Genomic DNA, 17,887 nt, shown 5'->3' on the forward strand with positions numbered 1-17,887 from the left:
AAAGATTAGTTTTTTGATTTGAGGATGTCTTTGGCCATGTCTTCCCATTTGTATATTTGGAAGGTTCTGTCATCTGACATGGCTATAAAAATTCCCTTAGGAAAATCAGGCCCCAGGGCTATACTGCTGGTTTCAGAGCCGTCACTGGAAACCGTGCTGGTGGCTATTTTTGTGATTAATTTGTGCTCATGAGGGTTAGAGGGAGATCCTTCTCTTGGGAAAACATGGAATAGATTGGCTTCTTGATCAGAAACTAGAATATATCCTGATTGGCTATCCAGTTTGTAAAGGCTGATTCCTTCGTGGTCTTTGGTAAAGCCATCTGTAGCAAATAGTGCCAGTTGCTCATTGCCCTTTTCTGGATCTGCATGGTATTTACGAACTCCCACTCCCTCATCTGAATAATAGATATACCCCAGTTCATTATCCACAGCAATAGCTTCTATTTCCTTTTTCCCACTGAAGTCGCCAAACTTTCGGACTAAGTCCAGGCTTAGCTTGCCCTCCAGGCTTTTGATTTCATATTGCCATAAATAGGTGCCATCCTGAGGTCCGTTTTTTCTACCTGCTATTACATATTGTTTGCCGTTTTTAGGATTTTGATAGGTGGCTACACCCATCAAATCTCGATATTCGGGTCCATCTTCATTATGAAAGATTTCTATACCATCCGCATGCATCTCTTTCATGTCGGGAAGACTGAAAAATCGGAGTTTCGATGTCATGCGCTCTCCAGTTACAGCAAAGTCAACAGTCCTATCTCCTAATTTTAGGCCATAGCCTACATCTACATTATTGGGGCGTTGAATATTCCTTACGATTAGTGAATCGATGGCTTTACCTTTCAAGTCAAAAACATAAAGTGCACCATCAGCGTCTTTGTCTGTTCCGATTATCAAGCTTTTAGCAGGATCCATAGGGTTTATCCAGAGTGCAGGGTCATCTGTATCATGGATCACTTGGTCTGTTATATACATTGGCTTGACCAAGTTTGGTGCTGTAACTTTTTCATTCGATTGACTTCGGCCACTGCAAGCTCCGGTAATAATACCAAGTGCCCATAGCCCATTAATTAGTTTGTTTCTTGACATAAGAATTTAAATGTTTTGATGCTACAATTTTAGCGTGGACAATTATTGATGGCTAGAAATGACTGTAATCAAATAGGCAACAATTCAAAAAGTGACCGTTAACAAAACCTATACAGAAATCTTGTTTTTCGATTTAAGTTCCTGGTTTTTAGTTTTTTGAGAAATGTTATCGATGGATTAACTAATTGTAAACTATATACAAAGGATAAATTGCTGTAAGCTATCGCCCTTTTCAAGGTTTAATTTTTTTCGAAGCCTGTAGCGTGATATTCTAAGGCTGTCCATGGAAATACCTAAGGAAGAGGCTATCTCTTTGGAACTTAAATTGAGTCGCATTAGGCTGGCGAGTTTCAATTCTGCAGGGGTCAAGCCTCCTGTTCTGTTTTGGATGTTTCGGAAAAAATCCTGATGAACCTTTTCGAAATTTTGCTTGAAATCGTCCCAATCTGTATCGTTGGAAAAGTTGAAATCAATTTCTTTGATCAAGTTTCTAATTTTCTTTTTTTGTTCTTTAGGATTTTCCTCCAAGATCTTTTTCAATTTGACTTGAATGCCTTCCAGCATTTGGTTTTTATCTATCAAGTGTAGTGTTTGTGCCGTCAAGGATTTAGAATGGGATTGCTCCTCAGTTTCCATTTTTAATTCCAATAATTGCCTGTTCTCCTTTTCTGTGGCAATCAATTGTTCCTTTACCTGGAGGATCTCTTCCTGCTGTTCTAGCATTTCCTTATTGCTTTTAATTTTAAGTTTTTGTCTGTTGAAGATTGCCCAACCCAGAATGCACATCAAACCGACTAGAAAGATCAAAAGCCATTTTACTTTTGTATCAAAATCACGCATTTGTTCCAATTGCTTGATCTGTTGGTTTTTGGTGTAGAGGTGGTTTTGTGCTTCCTGAATGGCGATTTGCCGGGCAGATTCTTCAGAATAGACCATTTCACTCAGTTGGCGGCTCTGTTCCAAATATTTATAGGCCTTTCCAAAGTCGCGGATTGCTGCATAGGCTTTTGAAACATCTACAATGGCACTGTTTTGTTGATCTAAAAAGCCTAGTCTAGCGCTCATTTCTGCAGCTTTTCTGGAGTAGATTATGCCTTTTTCAGGATCTCCTGTTTTTCTGAATATGTCACCAAGGTTGTTCAGATTGCCTACTAAACGAAGACTGTCTCCGATCGAAAGATTTATAGTATATGCTTTTTGGAAATTGGAGTAGGCAGAATCATACTGTTCCAAATCTTCAAAAATGCTGCCCATATTTTCTCTGACAAAAGCCAGATGGCTTTTTAGGTCAAGGTCTTCAAAAAGCTCCAATGCTTCACCTTGGTATGCCAAGGCCTTAGGGTAATTCCCCATCTTTTCGTACATCCCGCCGATAAAACTTTTTGTCTCCGCCTCTCCCTCTTTATTTCCTAGTTTTTTGTAAATGGTCAAGGCTTTCTCATGACGTGCCAATGCTTCTTCTGGCGTTTTGATTTTGTAGTAGACTTCTCCCAGTGAATTGTTTATTTGGGCCAAGTAAATAGATGTTTCCTTGGTCTCAAAAAGATGTTCTGCTTCATAAAATGCCTCAGAGGCTGCTTGGTACAATCCATATTGTAAAAGGATTTTTCCCCGGATCAATTGCGTTTTTCCGATAAGGGTGTCCACTCCATTGAGTTGGCTTTCCTCTAATACCTCGTTGGCCAACAAAAAAGCTTGTTCAGGATTGCTGTTGGCGAGCTCTTGGGCAATAGTTAAGGTTTTGTCTGCCTTTTGCGGGCTTTGCGCATTAGACTTCAGTATAAAAAGGGTCAAAAATAAGCAAGCTGATATAATTAAGGTCGGTTTTTTCATAACAAACTAATATCAGCCTTGCAGGCATAAAATAGGTTATTATAAAGTTTCCTTTTTATTAAGATTTAAGTGTTTTGTATCATGTGATCGATATGTTAGGTTATAAAAATCAAATAGAGGAAAGATTTCCTCTATTTGATTAATGATTTTATTTTTATGAAGTTATTCTTGGACAGAAGCAGCCTGAACCTTGTTCAAAAAGGTTTCGGACATAAAGTCGGTCATACCTGAATGTAAGCCAATAACCTTTCCCTTCTTATTGATTATAAATGTTGCCGGAATGGCATTCACGGCAAAGGGAGAAGGTAGAGGTGAAACAGGTTTATAATAGGGCATATTGTATGCTTTTCTATTCATGAATGCTATGGATTTATCAAAGTCCCTGTCCAGCGAAAGCATTATAAGCTCTACTTCATCAGTGTCCATTTGGTCATGAAACTTCTGGAGACTTGGCATTTCAGCGATACAAGGGGGACACCAACTTGCCCAAAGATTTAATACCACCACTTTACCAGTAAAGTCTTTTAATTGTATTTCAGCCCCGTCCTTATCCTTCATTTTCAGGCTAGGAGCGGATTTGATGTTTTCAGGTTCAGCTTGTTTTGAATTTTGGGGTTGGGGTAAGACAAATGCTGAAATGATAGCCGCAGTGATAAAAGCTACCAGAAGATAATTTATGTTCTTTTTCATTGGATTGATTTTTTCTTTGAATTATAATTCTAAGCTTAAAAAGCCTTTTTGTTGTAGTTGGAGGTTATACAGAATCCCATTATCGATGATTTTTATTGGAACTTCTTCATAGGCTACACCGAATTTTTTTAAGGAAAAGCCACAGGCATTTAGTACCACACCTAGTCTTTTGGCCTTTTCGATATGCGCTTTCATTTTGTTTTCATCTTTTAGGTTGACTACTTCCTTGCCGCATATAATTACCTCAAAGTTTCCAAAGGATGTTGCTTTTGATAAACTTTCAGCAGCCAAAAGTATGGGTTCAAGCTGTGCAATCTTTTTTGTAAGGACGACATAGTCAACCTTGGTGTTAACATCAATTTCTTGGGCAGATATATTGGAAATGCCCCATATTGTCAATAGTAAAACCAGTAATAGGTTTTTTAATTGGTTATTCATTGTTCTAGTTTTTGTTTCTTGAAATCAGGATTGATAATAAAGAATATAAGTCCTCCTATAATGGCGATGTTTTTGAATAAGGGGCCTATAGTAGATATTTGGCCAGTTTGTACCGTGATGGTAATAGGTACTATCACTGACAGTAAGAGAAGACTTGACCATCGGGTTTTAAATCCCAAGAGGAGCGCAGCACCCGCGAGTAGCATTATTGCTCCAGAAAGAATGATCAATAGTTCAGGCTTGCCAAAGAAATAGGCAATCTCTTTAAATGCAGCGGTATCTATTCTTTTGTGTACGGCCTCTACATTCAATAGATGGTTAGTTGATGCCACTAGAAAGATGCCGCTCAGAAGCACCCGCAGTATTAGGACTGAGTATGCCTTTACCGGAATGGTTTGGTTCATAGAAGTTTTAGTTGATCAAACAGAAAAAAACATAGGCATATGCCTTTTAGAGGCTTTTAAGCCCAAAAGATATAGTGCCAATAAAAGATTCGATCAAGATTTTGGCGGTGGAGAGCTTGGATGTAAAAATAGATTTAAGCTACTTTCCTTATATTCTGTTCGGTGTAGCGTAGTAGAGAAGTGCTCAGTTAATTGGAAATAATATCCTGTGAGTATGAAAGCAGGGGCATTAGTACAATATCCCGTATTTGATTCGCTTTGAGGAGTGTCTTGGCTGGAGGAGTGTTTTTTGTCCTGTGGAGTAGTGAGATGATTATTTTTGTTTGTGCAGGTTTTTACAAAGTTTTGATGGCTTAAGAATATATCCCCAATCATATAAGCATTAAAGCCATGTCCTCCAGCACTGAAAAGGAAAAGGCCTAATAAAATCCAAGATATATGCTTTTTTAGCCACATCATCATTCAAAGGTATCTAGCGCAATAGTAAATGTTTGTAATAAAAGTCACATAAAACCGCAGTATTCAATTGTTATTTTTTAACGGGATACTTTTAGGATTATTATTTACTATGGCTGATTTTCCCAAGCCAGGACAGCTGTATATACAGTGCCTTGGCTTGGGGGAATTAATTAGGTATAAAGATTCCTGTCATCGTTAATAGCTTGTCGCCAACTGTAAGCCTAAAATAATAAAGACTATACCTGATAATTTTTTCAACCAAAGATCAGTATTAGGATTTTCTTTGATTTTGGATGAAAATGAACCAGCAAATAAGGTTAAAAGACTGTACCAAACGCAGCCTATTAGCGCATAGGTTAATCCAAGCTGTAAAAATGGAAGTGGGTCTTTTAGGCTTTCTTTCCGTATAAACTGTGGAAATAAAGCCAAAAAGAATAATGCGTTTTTGGGATTAAGGATATTGGTGATTAAGCCGGTAGTAAAGCTATTGTTTTTCGAAGTGTTTGGGTTTTCAAGGTTAATCATCGGCTTTTTACTGATGATACTTACAAACCCCATATAAATAATATAGGCAGCTCCAAGGTATTTGACTAGAGCAAATGCCATGGGATATTTAATGATTAAGCTGGTAAGGCCAATGGCAGCAAAAAATGTGTGAAAGATGATTCCTGAATTTATCCCTAAAGCTGAATAGATGCCAGATAGTCGTCCTTCTCCAATGGATTTTTTCAATACGAAGACGGTATCTATGCCCGGTGTCATGATAAAAAAGGTCGCTGTTGCAATAAAAGTGTTGTAATTGATGATCCCCATAAATATTTTATTAATTCGTTTTTTGTATTTGTTGCAAATAAAACAGGGTTAATTGTTCTTAAAAATGTTAAATTCGAATGTATTAATGCGTAAATTGAATTAATGGACCTTCAACAGATTCGCTATTTTCTAGTATTAGCTAAGGAACTACATTTTTGGAAAACTGCAGAGCAGGTTTATATAACCCAATCATCTTTGAGCCGTAAGATTCAGGCCTTGGAAGAGGAGGTAGGTACTCAACTGTTTGAAAGGAATAAAAGAAATGTGAAACTTACAGATGCTGGAGTTTTCTTCAAGGAACGTTGGGAATATCTCATTGATGAAATAGATCGTACCCATCAACACACAAAGACAATAGGGGAGGGAAAATCAGGTAGAATAAGCATAAGTTATCCTGGTTCTATCGCCTATGTATTTTTACCATCATTATTAGATAAACTTTCTAGCAGTTTTCCCAAATTGAAGGTGGAGTTGATGGAACCAGTGGATATCAGTCAGGAAAAATTATTGCTTGATTATCAGGTTGATTTGGCATTAAGTAGGGACAGGATCCAAAATATGGGAATAATAACCCTTCCATTGTTTTCTGAACGTATTTGTCTGGTCGTTCCAGAAGGATATTGGTTAAATGAGGGGAACTTTAACAGTTTAGAGGATTTGAAAGGTGAAAAATTCATTTTGTCCGGATTACATCATTCCACTTATTTTGCTTCCTTATTAAGGGGTATGTTCAATAGGTATAATTTTGAACCTGATATCCATATTGAATCTGATTTTGGAGGAATGATACTCAATTTAGTGGCCAAAGGCCTGGGGATTTCTATCCTTCCATATTCATTTAAGTTTGCGGCAAGAGCGAATGTCAGGTTCATTAACTTGCCTGAAGAGGTCCAACTATTTGTCAATTGGAGAAAGAATGATCATCGGGCCATTTTGGAGAATGTAATAAAATTATCTAAAGAAGTCGCTGCCGATTGGGATATCAATGAAGAATAAGGTACCTAGTTATATATAAGTTGAATAATTGTTTGCTTAATTTAAGCAAGAAGGAGCAACGTTTAAAAGTTATAGGGGTAAGTGATTTTTGGTCAAGCCTCTTTAGGATTGATTCATGGTAAGCAATGATCAATAGTTCAGAATTATCAAATGTTTATGGTAATTCATCTTGGAGTATTTCTATTTCAAAACCATGATTTTTTATCAAGTCCATGATGGATATTGGGTTTAAGGAAATCTCTTTTGTTTCAATGCGAAGAATTTTATCACAGTCCTCCAAATCAAAATTTATTTTACAGTAAGGGTATTCCTTTTGGAGCTGGTCCAAAAGGAATAATTTATCATCTACTGTCTTTACACTTGTTTTAAATACTTCTACCATTCAAAGGGCTTAAGATTATATATTTATACTGGAGTTTAACTAAAGTCTTTATTGTAATTGATCATCCAATGGATACCAAATTTGTCAATAAAGCTGCCGTAATAATCACCCCAAAACTGGTCAGCCATGGGCATTTCTATAGTACCACCCTCAGAAAGACCATTAAACAAACGGTCTGCTTCCTCTTTACTGTCGGGATGGATGGAAATATAGGAATTATTGCCTTGTTTTAAGGAATGTCCCATGGATGGAAGGATGTCAGATGCCATCAGAATGGTGTTAGGGCTGATGGGCAATGAAATATGCATGGTTCGGGATTGTTCCTCTTTTGCGAGTTTGTCTGTGTCCGGAGCGTCGCTCATCTTCATATTGGCCGTAAACTCTCCTCCAAAAACGGATTTGTAAAATTCGAATGCTTCTTCAGCCTTGCCATCAAAATTTAAATAAGGATTGACTTTCATTGTTTTTGTGTTTTAAGTTTTATTGTTTTTCTGCTAGTTCTTTGACTTTTTGAAGGGCTTTGGGCCAAGTTTCCAAAAAGAAATTTTTATAGGAATCAATGATGTCCATTTCAATCATAATTTCGGTTTTTCCTTCTTCAGTTTTTTTCAAAGTATAATTCTCCATTGCTCCGGACCACTTTTTGGCTTCTGGACTCTGTGTATTTTCTTGACCGTTTTCTATTATGCCCAAGTGCTCGATAGACATGAACTTAAATGGATTATTAGCCTTTATTTTGCTGATCATTCCCATGCCATCAGGTGTTAAGAATCGGGCTTTACCGCCCACTTTCCAGTCTGTCTCAGCAAAGGAACCCTCTGAAAATATTGAAGTCCATTTTCGATAGGACTCATCCTCCCATAGTATCTCCCATACTTTTTCTGGAGTAGCATTAATCGTTTTATTGAAGGTTTGTCTTTTTGTATTCATAATAATTGTATTTTCATTTTGACACTTTTTCCATATTCATATAAGGCCTATTCCATGATATTATTATTTAGTTCATATTATAGAACAAATTAAATAGGTGCCCATCAGGGTCTTCAAAGACACATACATAATACCCGTTTTCATCGTAAAATTTTTTCTTGTCCTTTTTGGGATTATAACGAATAGTTCCTCCAGATTTTCTGACTTTTTCGGCAAATAGATCAATTTCTTCTTTGCTGTCTGCAGCTAGAGTGAACATGATTTCATTTCCCCGTTTAAGGTTGGCGGTATCTCCTTCAATGCTTCTCTTTAATGCATCTTTTTCAAAAAAGTGGATGACAAACTCCTCTTCACCAAATAAGAAACTAACCAGCTCCATGGAAGGGGTTCCGTTTAACTTAAAGCCTAATTTGAGGTAGAAGGCCTTAGTCTTTTCAATATCTTCAACGGCTAGGTTTGCCCAGATTTGCTTTAGTTTCATTGTTTTAAGGTTTTGATATGGAATTCGTTTTAAAATTTTCCGGCTTGGTATATAAGTAGCACATTACCACATTGAAAAGTTTTAGTTTCTGATAATGTCAAGTTGAGGGTCTTATCGATTTGAAATAATGGATTGCCACTTCCTAAGGCGACAGGGCTAATAATTAATCTGTATTCATCGATCAGGTTTTTAGCGATGAAGGTAGAAGCAATATTTGCTCCAGCAAACAAGACCATATTCTTTCCAGGTTTTCTTTTTTCTTTTTGAATGGTTTCGGCTACGTCACCATTTACTATTTTGGAATTCATCATTCCATTTTTTAAGGTTTTGGAAAAAACTATCTTGGGCATCTCATTCATGATATTTGCAAATGAGCCTGTTTGCGATGGCCAATAGTCCAACATCAATTCATAAGATTTCCTGCCATAGATAAAGGTGTCTACAGTCTTGAAAAAATCCATCATATAGGCATCCATCTCATTATTCCAAAGATGCCAACTGATGTCTTTATTGGTGCCTTCAATATAGCCATCGATAGAAGTTAACATGGATAGGATGACTTTTCTCATTACAGTATTTTTTTGGTAATCATTCTAATGCTAGCCTAGTTGAAATAGCCTAATTCTGTCATTGAATAACTGATAGTCCTTTTAGCTTCAATAGATAGTTTGTTTAGGATTATTTTTAGATATTATTAGGCTTGTTTTTTGTTAGTAAGCTCTTGTTTTTCATAATTGTAGACGTCGAAAGTATTTATACATATTGCCAATGTTTTTTTGGTAATTATTTGATTAATAAAGGTATAGGTGTTTTTTTTGAATTCAAAGGTGTGATTACGTCATTATAGTGGGTTGATTGCGACATTGAATACTGTTAAATTGTATTGTTTTCAAAATCCATTTATTAGGATAAAATGTAGAATTATATGAAACATATTTCAATACTTGTACCTGATGGTGATTCAAGTCTTAGTAATCTAGAAGCCACCTTTAAAATGTTTAATATGGCCAATGAGTCCTTTTTGAAAAGGGGGAAATCACCTGCTTTTGAGACCCATCTTGTAGGAGCACACAAAGGGGCCAGCTTAAGTAATGGGGTATTCAGTATTCAGCCCAATAAGACGATAGCGGAAATAGAAAAGACGGATTTAATTATTATTCCAGCTATACATGGAGATTATAAAAAAGTAGTAGAAAATAACCGAATATTTATTCCTTGGTTACAAAATCAATATAGTAAAGGAGCTGAAATAGCCAGCCTTTGCATCGGGGCATTTTTATTGGCGAGTACAGGGCTTCTTGATGGTCGGGATTGCGCCACACATTGGCTGGCTGCAAGTGAGTTTAAGGAGATGTTTCCCAATGTCAATTTAACAGATGATAAAATTATCACAGATGAAAATGGATTATACACCAGTGGGGGGGCTTATTCTTCTCTCAACTTAAATTTATATCTTATTGAAAAGTTTGCCGGTCGGAAAATGGCAGTTTTATCTTCAAAAATTTTTGAAATAGATATCAGCCGCAATAGCCAGTCACCATTTATCATTTTTAAAGGACAGAAATCCCATGATGACCATGAAATTTTGGAGTCGCAAGAATATATTGAGGAAAATTATACTCAAAAAATAACCGTAGAGCAGCTTTCGGATAGGGCATCAGTAAGCAGACGAACATTTGAGAGGCGGTTTAAAAAAGCCACCTCAAATACAGTTATTGAATACTTGCAACGTGTAAAAGTGGAAGCGGCAAAGAAGGAACTCGAAGAAGGACGGATGACCATCAATGAAGTGATGTATCGGGTGGGCTATACCGATCCCAAAGCTTTTCGGGATGTATTTAAGAAATTTACAGATATGACCCCCAGGGAATACCTTAATAGGTATTGTAGAATTGCTTTGGTGTAATAATTATAATGGGGGGTATATCATTTCCACAGTCCATATCAGGATATATTGTACTTTTTTGGGATTGATATCTGGGAGATAGTTAGGCTATGTTAAAAGTTTTTTTAGCATTCTTAAAATACTCTCTCGGTAAAATATTGTTTTGGTTTATAATGGAATAATTGGTAAAATTAAACTTTGAATTGCTGTTTATCAATGATAAGTTTTGTGCTTTAGCTATGTATATGTTTACATATAAATAAATCTATCTGATAAAGTATTAAATTTTATGTTTAAACTTTCCCTAAATGGCTGTCCGTAATCTGGAACATTCCTTAATTGATTCCATTAAAAATGGAGATAGAGAAGCGTTTACCTTTTTTTATGAAAGTTATTATAAAAAGGTGTTCGTCTTTGTACTTTTTATTTCAAAAGATAAGGACCTTTCGGAGGATATTGCCCAAGAGACTTTTGCTAGGTTGTGGGAGAAAAGAGATCAACTAAAGGATTCCTATTCATTGAAGGGATTTGTTAGACAAATAGCGAAGAACTTAGTGAATGATCATTTTAGAAAGCTTGCCGTAAGAAAATCTTTCCAGACGGAGGGAGTGATGGATGAAAATATATTGGGATCAGTGACCCTAGAAACAGTATATTTTAATGAGTTGAAATCTGTTATGGATAAAGCTTTGGATCAACTTCCCGAGAAGAAGCGCATGATTTTTAAACTTAGTAGATATGAAAATCTAAGCTATACCGAGATAGCATCGAAGCTTGGGACCACACCTAAAGCCATAGAAAGGCATATGGCCAAATCTACTCATATGATTAAGGAATACTTGAAGGAGCATGCTGGATATACCGTGCCATATCTTATAGTTTGGAGTCTGGTTTTTTTATAGGCTTCCATATTATTTTAGACTTTTACACTATGTGAAGATCATAGTTTCCTTCTACATTAAAGCGTCTCTCTAGCTCCTATCAATAGAGAGTTCAACCAATTAATTTAAAAAAACTAATATTGAAGGGGGGAAAATACTGCCTAAAGCGTATTAGTTGTAACAATATGAAAATGGAGAGATCAGAATTAAAAAAACTTTTATCAAGGTATTCCAGCGGAAGGGCCACCGAAGCTGAGAGGGAAAGATTGATTAATTGGTATCAAAATGCCAGTGACAAAGATGCAGATGAGTTTTTGGAGCATCTTGGGGGAGTAATTGATGGTATGGATAATAGCGAGCTTCTTCGATTGGAAGACCGATTGCTAACTAAGGAAATAAAGGATGATTTTAATAGCTCCAAAACCAAAAGTATTAATACGTTGCCATTGATGAAGGTTGCAGCCGTAATGGTGATTTTTCTGGTATCCACATTTGTATTTTTTCAATATTTCCAAGAGCAAAATAATAATATACAAGAATATAGGACCAAGGTAGGAGAGATCAAGGAAATTATTTTGCCGGACCAATCAAAAGTAATCCTTAATTCGGTGAGTGTGCTCAGGTTTCCAGAGAAGTTTGTAACTGATTCAAGGGAGGTGGCATTAGAGGGCGAGGCCTTTTTCGATGTAGAAAGAGATGAGACAAGGCCTTTTACTGTACACACAGAAAACGGTATTAAGGTTAGTGTTTTGGGAACCTCCTTTAATATAAATGATTATAGCAATGGTGAACAAGTGGAAGTCGCTGTGTCTTCGGGAAAGGTGGCAGTTGGTAAGGGGAGGCGACTATTTGGAAAGATCACCAAGGGGCAACAAATCACTTATGATAAAATTACGGAGGAATTTTATCAATCAAATGTAGCACATGTCGATTCTTGGATTGATGGGAAAATCGTGTTCAGCCAACACACTTTAAAAGAGGTATCCAATATTTTAAATAGAATTTTTAAGAAACAACTTGTACTCAAGGAAGGAGTGGATCAAGGCTTATTTATCAAAGGGAGTTTTGATAAGAATCAGGGCATAGAAGGTATAGTTGATATTCTTTGTATACTTCATGGTTTGGAATATGAAAATAGAGAAAACAAAATCATCATTAAGAATAAATCGAAAGATCAACTAAAATAAAAAAAATGTCTAATGTAAAAAAACAAAGCCGAGCTCCATAAGAAGCCCAGCTTTAAGCCTTTGGGGAAATAACGCCAATTACCATCCCAAAGATCCAGTCTAAATATTAACAATTTAAACCCTACCAAATTTATGGAAAAAATTCGACCTGTTGATATCTTCCAGCGGAAGATTGGTGGAAAACCAATGTCAATTTTAATAACCTTGGTCTATTTGATTTTTGTTCCTGCCTTAATGACTGAGGTCAAGGCACAAAAACTTAAGCAAGTTCAAATCAGTATTGATGCTGCAGGTAAATCAACTGCAGATGTTTTGGACTTAATAGAGAAAAAAACCGATTTAACATTTGTATATGATCCTGAAGAAATAGATCAGCATAAGGTAAAGGTTAACAAAAACTTTACTAATTCTTCTGTACAAAATATTCTGGACGATTTAGAGCTTAAGGGAGAGGAGAAAGGAAATCACGTGATCATCCATAAAAAATCGATCCTAAGTACTTCTGAGGAAATTTTAGCCGTCACGGGAACAGTCTCGGATATAGATGGGGAGCCATTACCGGGGGCTTCTGTTTTGATTGAGGGCGAGCCAAATAAAGGAACAGTTACGGATATAGATGGTAGCTATTCCATTGATGTAAACCAAGGCAAAACCCTTGTCTTTAGTTATATCGGATTTGAAACTAAGAAGGTGCTAGTAGGGGCTCAAAACCAAATTAATGTGGTACTTGAGGTCAATGCAGAATCCTTGGATGAAGTAGTTGTTGTAGGCTTTGGTACCCAAAAAGAATATTCAGTAGTTGGGTCTGTGACTACCATCAAACCAGACAAGCTTCAGTTAGGAACATCCAGGTCTTTAAGTAATAATCTTGCAGGCCAATTGTCAGGAGTGATTGCTGCCCAGCGCTCTGGAGAACCTGGATATGACAATTCGCAATTTTGGATTAGAGGGATTTCTACTTTTGCTGGTAACCGCAGCCCTTTGATTTTAGTGGATGGGGTTCAGCGTTCATTGGACAATATCGATCCTGCCGAAATAGAGTCCTTTTCTATACTTAAAGATGCCGCTGCAAGTGCAGTTTACGGTGTACGGGGTGCCAATGGGGTGATTATTATCAATACGAAGAGAGGGCACGTAGGCAAACCAACAGTGGATATTCGATACGAAAGGGGAATTACGCAACCTGTAAAACTTCCTGATTTTGTTGGTGCAGCTGATTACCTTGAAGTTTTGAACAGTATTTCGGAGGAGTCTGATAAACCCAAGCTTTTCTCGGAAGAGAAAATTGAGGAAATCAGAAGCGGTGCAGACCCCGATTTGAGTCCAGATGTGAATTGGCTGGATGAGATTACTAGGGACTATGCTTCCAATAACCGGGTGAACTTAACGGTTTCAGGGGGTAGTGATGTATTAAAATATGCTTTCGTAGGTTCATATTATGGAGAAGATGGTATCCTCAGTCGTGATGAAAGACAAAGTTGGGATTCCTCCATTAAGCTTAGAAGGTATAATGTCCGATCAAATATTGATCTTAATATTACTCCAAGCACATTGATGCGTGTGAATATTGGCGGGTACCTTCAGGATAGAAATACACCACCACAGTCCATTGATGATCTTTTTAATAAAGCTTTTGAAATACCTCCTTATGTCCATCCCACTCAGTATTCCTCAGGGGAGATCCCCGTTACCCCTCAAAGGAGCAACCCTTGGGCATTGGCCACCCAAAGAGGTTATGAAAGACACAGTTCCAGTAAATTGGAGTCTTTGTTTTCTTTAGAGCAGGACTTAAGTGATATAACTGAGGGTTTGGAGATGAAATTAAGTTTTTCATTTGACCGCTATTCTGGAAATAGCGTTTCCAGAAGTAAGTCTCCTGATTACTATAATCCAGCTACAGGGAGGAATGAAGATGGTACACTTGATTTGGTCATATATCAATATGGCCAGGATTTTTTGGGTTACAGCACGGGTTCCGATTGGGGCAACAAAAGTGTGTATTTGGAAGGAAACCTCAATTATAGAAGGAACTTTGAAAAGCACTATGTGGATGGCATGTTCATGTATAATCAGCGGCATTATGATAATGGAGATCGTTTGCCTTTTCGGACCCAAGGGATAGCAGGCCGGTTTTCCTATTCCTATGATAGACGGTATATTGCCGAGGTGAATTTTGGGTATAATGGTTCGGAGAACTTTGCCAGAGGCCAACGTTTCGGTTTCTTCCCCTCCGTAGCCGTAGGTTGGTTGGTCAGTGAAGAAAGTTTCTTGATGCCATATAAAGAAACGCTGTCCAAGTTAAAATTAAGGGCGTCATTGGGCTTGGTAGGAAATGACCAGATTGACGGTAGACGATTTGCCTATATAACCACTATTGGTGATACTGGCGGATATTCTTGGGGTATAGAAAATAATTATAGCAGATCAGGTAGAAGGGAAGGAGATTATGGAGTCGAAAACCTCACTTGGGAGACTGTGATGAAATCTAATATAGGCATAGAATTAGGTCTTTGGAACAGTTTGGACCTACGGGTAGACCTTTTTAAGGAGGAACGACGTGATATTTTTATGCAGCGAAGGACCATTCCTGGTTCAGCAGGTTATATCAATACACCATGGGCTAATTTTGGAAAAGTCAATAATAAGGGGATTGACATGTCCTTGGATTATAGCAAACAAGTCTCACCAAATGTGTATGTGTCGGTGCGGGGAACATTTACTTATGCCAAGAACAAAATCATAGAACAGGATGAGCCAAGCTCAGTAGTGGGAACTCCCCGGTCTTCTACCGGACAGCCTGTAGGCCAATTATTTGGGCTTATAGCTGAGGGGCTTTTCAAAGAAGAAGACTTTCTTAATGTAGAAGAGGGGATTTTAATCGAAGAAATTCCTAGTCAAACCTATGGTTTGGTGCGGCCTGGAGATATCCGCTACAAAGATTTGAATGATGATGGCGTCATTAATGATTTGGATAAAACGGCTATAGGAGGAACAGTAGATCCACAGATGGTGTATGGTTTTGGTTCGAATATCCGCTATAAGAACTTTGATTTTGGACTGTTTTTTCAGGCTAATTCCAGAACATGGAGGGTCATTGGAGACGGAACCACTTACTTTATCCCCGGATCTGGTGCAGGAGCTTTAGGTAACATCTTTTCCAATGTGGATGACCGGTGGACAATGGAAAATCCCCGACAGGATGTTTTTTGGCCGAGACTTGCCGATTATGTGCATACCAATAATAACCAGGCTTCCACATGGTGGCTAAGGGATATGAGCATGGTTCGCTTGAGAAATGTAGAATTAGGTTATAATTTTTCCAATCAAATGTTGAGTAAGGCCAAGTTGGGTCATGCAAGGATATTTATAAGAGGGAATAATCTGGCTACTTTTTCAAAGTTTGACTTATGGGATCCTGAATTAGGCTCCAATAATGGATTTAGATACCCAATCATGAAATCTTATTCCATAGGTGCTAATATCAATTTCTAATTACCTATTAAACCTGAGATAATGAGAATATTAAAATATATACTAGTTGTCATTTCCATGTTTTCACTTGTTGCTTGTGAAAATTATCTGGATAAAGCGCCGGAAGACCTGTTGACCTTGGAAATGGTTTTTAATGATAAAACCAGGACTGAGGATTGGTTAGCAGGAGTTTATAACGGAATTCCTGACCCTTATTGGGGGTTTACCAGGGATATTGGTTATGATCCTTTGTCAGATGATATGGCCCCTTCCACAGGTTGGGAGCAGTTTGGATGGACAGTAATAGCCAAACAGACAGGCAATTGGAATCCAACGAGTTCCTGGGGGCCAAACTATTGGTCTACTATTCCACAAAGGATAAGGTCTGCTTATATTTTTATTGAAAATGTTAAGCCCAATGCTGCGCAAAAGGTAACTGAGCAAGACGTAGAATATATGCGGGGAGAAGCAAGGTTTCTAATTGCTTATTATTACTGGTTAATGATAGAAGCTTATGGGGTAGTTCCGTTTAATTTGGGAGTAGTGCCTTCTGATGCTACTCAAGAGGAGCTGATGAAGGGGCAAAGTCCTTTTGATGAAATAGTTAGTTGGATAGATCAGGAACTTAAGGAAGTTGCAGAAATTTTACCTCCGAAATATTCCGAGGCGACCAAATATGGTCGTGCTACCTCTATCATGTGTTTGGCAGTACGTGCCAGAGTACTACTTTTTGCAGCCAGTCCTTTGGTCAATGGCAATCAGGATTATGTGGGCTTTGTGAACAATAATGGTGAAGAGCTTTTCAATAAGGCCTATGATCCCCAAAAGTGGGTGAAGGCCAAAGATGCCTGCGAGGAACTTATAGATGCAGCCCATGATGCTGGACATGAACTATATTATGAGTATAACCAAGATGGGAGCATAGACCCTTTCTTATCCTATCAGAATATGATATTGGAAAAGGGAGATGTTAACAAGGAAATACTATTTGCGAGACCTGGCTCAAATACTTGGGAATATGATAGACATTCCCAGCCAAGAGGAACTGGTGGGAATGGAGGTTTAGGGGTTACCCAGTCATTGGTGGATGCCTTTTTTATGAAAAATGGATTACCTATAGATGATCCCAATTCTGGTTATGTGGAGAAGGGATTTTCTACAGAACCTGAATTCAGAAATACCAATTGGATTGAGTCCCAAGGAAATCAAGAAGGCAAAGAAGGTCAAGTAACATTAGAAGGAACCTATAATATGTATTGTAATAGGGAGCCGCGATTTTATATCAGTGTATTATATAATAGGGCATGGTACAGAAGAGAAGGGAGACGTACCCACTTTCTAAGCGGAGAAGCTGATGGTGGCCCCACACATGATGCTCCCCAAAATGGATATTTGCTAAGGAAGAAAACCCATCCGGACCATGACCCCAGAAACGGGACTAATCCTTATAGGCCAGGAATTTTGTATAGGCTTGGGGAAGCTTATCTAAATTACTGTGAGGCGCTTAATGAAGTGGAGCCAGGCAATCCAGATATTCTTTATTATCTGAATTTGATCCGAGAGAGGGCAGGAGTACCTGGTTATGGCTCTGGAGTTGGGCAGATTTCCCTTTCTGGTCAGGATGAAGTCAGGGAAGCTATCCGAAGAGAAAGAAGGGTGGAACTGAACAATGAAGGGGTTCGGTGGAATGATATAAGAAGGTGGAAAATTGGAGAGGAAATGCTCAATAGGGATTTTTATGGTATGAATTATCTTGGAAATGAACTCAGTGATGATGTTAATAATCCCAATGCCTTCTATAAAAGGACGGTTTATCAAAGGAGGCGTTTTTCCAAAAAGAACTATTGGTTTCCTGTCCCTCAGGGAGAAATCGACAAGAATCCAAATTTGGTGCAAAATCCATTTTGGTCTGAATAGGGTTTTATCCTAATTGATTTTAATAATAA

Annotated in this window: 17 protein-coding genes; 6 read left to right on the plus strand and 11 right to left on the minus strand. The window is 37.7% G+C overall.

Annotation, left to right across the window (positions count from 1 at the left end; genetic code table 11):
• Nucleotides 1–5: 5 nt before the first annotated feature.
• The 6 genes from H7U17_RS03895 to H7U17_RS03920 form a co-directional block, all read right to left on the minus strand.
• The gene (locus H7U17_RS03895) at nucleotides 6–1,091 is read right to left on the minus strand and encodes a phytase (RefSeq protein ID WP_186755066.1); all 1,086 of its coding nucleotides are present in this window, start codon (nucleotides 1,089–1,091) and stop codon (nucleotides 6–8) included.
• Between the two features lie 192 nt (nucleotides 1,092–1,283).
• Complete coding sequence (locus H7U17_RS03900; RefSeq protein WP_186755068.1) at nucleotides 1,284–2,885, minus strand: tetratricopeptide repeat protein; 1,602 nt, start codon at nucleotides 2,883–2,885, stop codon at nucleotides 1,284–1,286.
• 201 nt (nucleotides 2,886–3,086) lie between these two features.
• The gene (locus tag H7U17_RS03905) at nucleotides 3,087–3,614 is read right to left on the minus strand and encodes a TlpA family protein disulfide reductase (RefSeq protein ID WP_186755070.1); all 528 of its coding nucleotides are present in this window, start codon (nucleotides 3,612–3,614) and stop codon (nucleotides 3,087–3,089) included.
• A 21-nt stretch (nucleotides 3,615–3,635) separates the two neighbouring features.
• Nucleotides 3,636–4,052 (minus strand): sulfur reduction protein DsrE, encoded by a 417-nt coding sequence (locus H7U17_RS03910; protein WP_186755072.1) that lies wholly within the window; start codon nucleotides 4,050–4,052, stop codon nucleotides 3,636–3,638.
• On the minus strand, nucleotides 4,049–4,456 hold the full coding sequence (locus H7U17_RS03915) for a DoxX family membrane protein (RefSeq protein ID WP_186755074.1): 408 nt from the start codon (nucleotides 4,454–4,456) through the stop codon (nucleotides 4,049–4,051). The genes H7U17_RS03910 and H7U17_RS03915 overlap by 4 nt, the downstream gene beginning before the upstream one ends.
• Before the next feature lie 654 nt (nucleotides 4,457–5,110).
• Nucleotides 5,111–5,728: a LysE family translocator gene (locus H7U17_RS03920; protein WP_186755076.1), complete on the minus strand. Its 618-nt coding sequence runs from the start codon at nucleotides 5,726–5,728 to the stop codon at nucleotides 5,111–5,113.
• 102 nt (nucleotides 5,729–5,830) lie between these two features.
• Here H7U17_RS03920 and H7U17_RS03925 point away from each other — a divergent pair, with 102 nt between their 5' ends.
• Nucleotides 5,831–6,724: a LysR family transcriptional regulator gene (locus H7U17_RS03925; protein WP_186755078.1), complete on the plus strand. Its 894-nt coding sequence runs from the start codon at nucleotides 5,831–5,833 to the stop codon at nucleotides 6,722–6,724.
• Between the two features lie 154 nt (nucleotides 6,725–6,878).
• Here the strand turns inward: H7U17_RS03925 and H7U17_RS03930 are convergent, their stop codons facing one another.
• The 5 genes from H7U17_RS03930 to H7U17_RS03950 all read right to left on the minus strand — a co-directional run bounded on the left by H7U17_RS03930 (nucleotide 6,879) and on the right by H7U17_RS03950 (nucleotide 9,086).
• Nucleotides 6,879–7,106 (minus strand): hypothetical protein, encoded by a 228-nt coding sequence (locus tag H7U17_RS03930; RefSeq protein WP_186755080.1) that lies wholly within the window; start codon nucleotides 7,104–7,106, stop codon nucleotides 6,879–6,881.
• A gap of 35 nt (nucleotides 7,107–7,141) precedes the next feature.
• Entirely contained in the window at nucleotides 7,142–7,567 is a 426-nt protein-coding gene (locus H7U17_RS03935; protein ID WP_186755082.1) for a VOC family protein, read from the minus strand.
• Between the two features lie 19 nt (nucleotides 7,568–7,586).
• Entirely contained in the window at nucleotides 7,587–8,036 is a 450-nt protein-coding gene (locus tag H7U17_RS03940) for an SRPBCC domain-containing protein (RefSeq protein WP_186755084.1), read from the minus strand.
• Nucleotides 8,037–8,103: 67 nt separating this feature from the next.
• On the minus strand, nucleotides 8,104–8,517 hold the full coding sequence (locus H7U17_RS03945; protein WP_186755086.1) for a VOC family protein: 414 nt from the start codon (nucleotides 8,515–8,517) through the stop codon (nucleotides 8,104–8,106).
• A gap of 29 nt (nucleotides 8,518–8,546) precedes the next feature.
• Nucleotides 8,547–9,086 carry a dihydrofolate reductase family protein gene (locus tag H7U17_RS03950; RefSeq protein WP_186755088.1) on the minus strand — a complete coding sequence of 180 codons (540 nt, stop codon included), beginning with the start codon at nucleotides 9,084–9,086 and terminating at the stop codon, nucleotides 8,547–8,549.
• Nucleotides 9,087–9,442: 356 nt separating this feature from the next.
• Between H7U17_RS03950 and H7U17_RS03955 the strand changes: the two genes are divergently transcribed.
• The 5 genes from H7U17_RS03955 to H7U17_RS03975 all read left to right on the plus strand — a co-directional run bounded on the left by H7U17_RS03955 (nucleotide 9,443) and on the right by H7U17_RS03975 (nucleotide 17,858).
• Entirely contained in the window at nucleotides 9,443–10,423 is a 981-nt protein-coding gene (locus H7U17_RS03955; protein WP_186755090.1) for a GlxA family transcriptional regulator, read from the plus strand.
• Between the two features lie 287 nt (nucleotides 10,424–10,710).
• Nucleotides 10,711–11,304 carry an RNA polymerase sigma factor gene (locus H7U17_RS03960; protein WP_186755092.1) on the plus strand — a complete coding sequence of 198 codons (594 nt, stop codon included), beginning with the start codon at nucleotides 10,711–10,713 and terminating at the stop codon, nucleotides 11,302–11,304.
• Nucleotides 11,305–11,474: 170 nt separating this feature from the next.
• Complete coding sequence (locus H7U17_RS03965; protein ID WP_186755094.1) at nucleotides 11,475–12,470, plus strand: FecR family protein; 996 nt, start codon at nucleotides 11,475–11,477, stop codon at nucleotides 12,468–12,470.
• A 132-nt stretch (nucleotides 12,471–12,602) separates the two neighbouring features.
• Entirely contained in the window at nucleotides 12,603–15,962 is a 3,360-nt protein-coding gene (locus tag H7U17_RS03970; RefSeq protein ID WP_222439131.1) for a SusC/RagA family TonB-linked outer membrane protein, read from the plus strand.
• A 21-nt stretch (nucleotides 15,963–15,983) separates the two neighbouring features.
• The gene (locus H7U17_RS03975) at nucleotides 15,984–17,858 is read left to right on the plus strand and encodes a RagB/SusD family nutrient uptake outer membrane protein (protein WP_186755096.1); all 1,875 of its coding nucleotides are present in this window, start codon (nucleotides 15,984–15,986) and stop codon (nucleotides 17,856–17,858) included.
• Nucleotides 17,859–17,887: the final 29 nt, after the last annotated feature.

It is taken from the genome of Echinicola salinicaeni, assembly GCF_014280965.1.
Classification (GTDB): Bacteria; Bacteroidota; Bacteroidia; order Cytophagales; family Cyclobacteriaceae; genus Echinicola; species Echinicola salinicaeni.

Excerpts from the sequence above, each read along its gene's own strand:
- H7U17_RS03935 (WP_186755082.1), bottom strand. The coding sequence starts at position 7,567 with ATGAAAGTCAATCCTTATTTAAATTTTGATGGCAAGGCTGAAGAAGCA.
- H7U17_RS03960 (WP_186755092.1), top strand. The coding sequence starts at position 10,711 with ATGGCTGTCCGTAATCTGGAACATTCCTTAATTGATTCCATTAAAAAT.
- H7U17_RS03915 (WP_186755074.1), bottom strand. The coding sequence starts at position 4,456 with ATGAACCAAACCATTCCGGTAAAGGCATACTCAGTCCTAATACTGCGG.
- H7U17_RS03965 (WP_186755094.1), top strand. The coding sequence starts at position 11,475 with ATGGAGAGATCAGAATTAAAAAAACTTTTATCAAGGTATTCCAGCGGA.
- H7U17_RS03940 (WP_186755084.1), bottom strand. The coding sequence starts at position 8,036 with ATGAATACAAAAAGACAAACCTTCAATAAAACGATTAATGCTACTCCA.
- H7U17_RS03970 (WP_222439131.1), top strand. The coding sequence starts at position 12,603 with ATGGAAAAAATTCGACCTGTTGATATCTTCCAGCGGAAGATTGGTGGA.
- H7U17_RS03930 (WP_186755080.1), bottom strand. The coding sequence starts at position 7,106 with ATGGTAGAAGTATTTAAAACAAGTGTAAAGACAGTAGATGATAAATTA.
- H7U17_RS03905 (WP_186755070.1), bottom strand. The coding sequence starts at position 3,614 with ATGAAAAAGAACATAAATTATCTTCTGGTAGCTTTTATCACTGCGGCT.
- H7U17_RS03955 (WP_186755090.1), top strand. The coding sequence starts at position 9,443 with ATGAAACATATTTCAATACTTGTACCTGATGGTGATTCAAGTCTTAGT.
- H7U17_RS03910 (WP_186755072.1), bottom strand. The coding sequence starts at position 4,052 with ATGAATAACCAATTAAAAAACCTATTACTGGTTTTACTATTGACAATA.
- H7U17_RS03950 (WP_186755088.1), bottom strand. The coding sequence starts at position 9,086 with ATGAGAAAAGTCATCCTATCCATGTTAACTTCTATCGATGGCTATATT.
- H7U17_RS03925 (WP_186755078.1), top strand. The coding sequence starts at position 5,831 with ATGGACCTTCAACAGATTCGCTATTTTCTAGTATTAGCTAAGGAACTA.
- H7U17_RS03975 (WP_186755096.1), top strand. The coding sequence starts at position 15,984 with ATGAGAATATTAAAATATATACTAGTTGTCATTTCCATGTTTTCACTT.
- H7U17_RS03920 (WP_186755076.1), bottom strand. The coding sequence starts at position 5,728 with ATGGGGATCATCAATTACAACACTTTTATTGCAACAGCGACCTTTTTT.
- H7U17_RS03895 (WP_186755066.1), bottom strand. The coding sequence starts at position 1,091 with ATGTCAAGAAACAAACTAATTAATGGGCTATGGGCACTTGGTATTATT.
- H7U17_RS03945 (WP_186755086.1), bottom strand. The coding sequence starts at position 8,517 with ATGAAACTAAAGCAAATCTGGGCAAACCTAGCCGTTGAAGATATTGAA.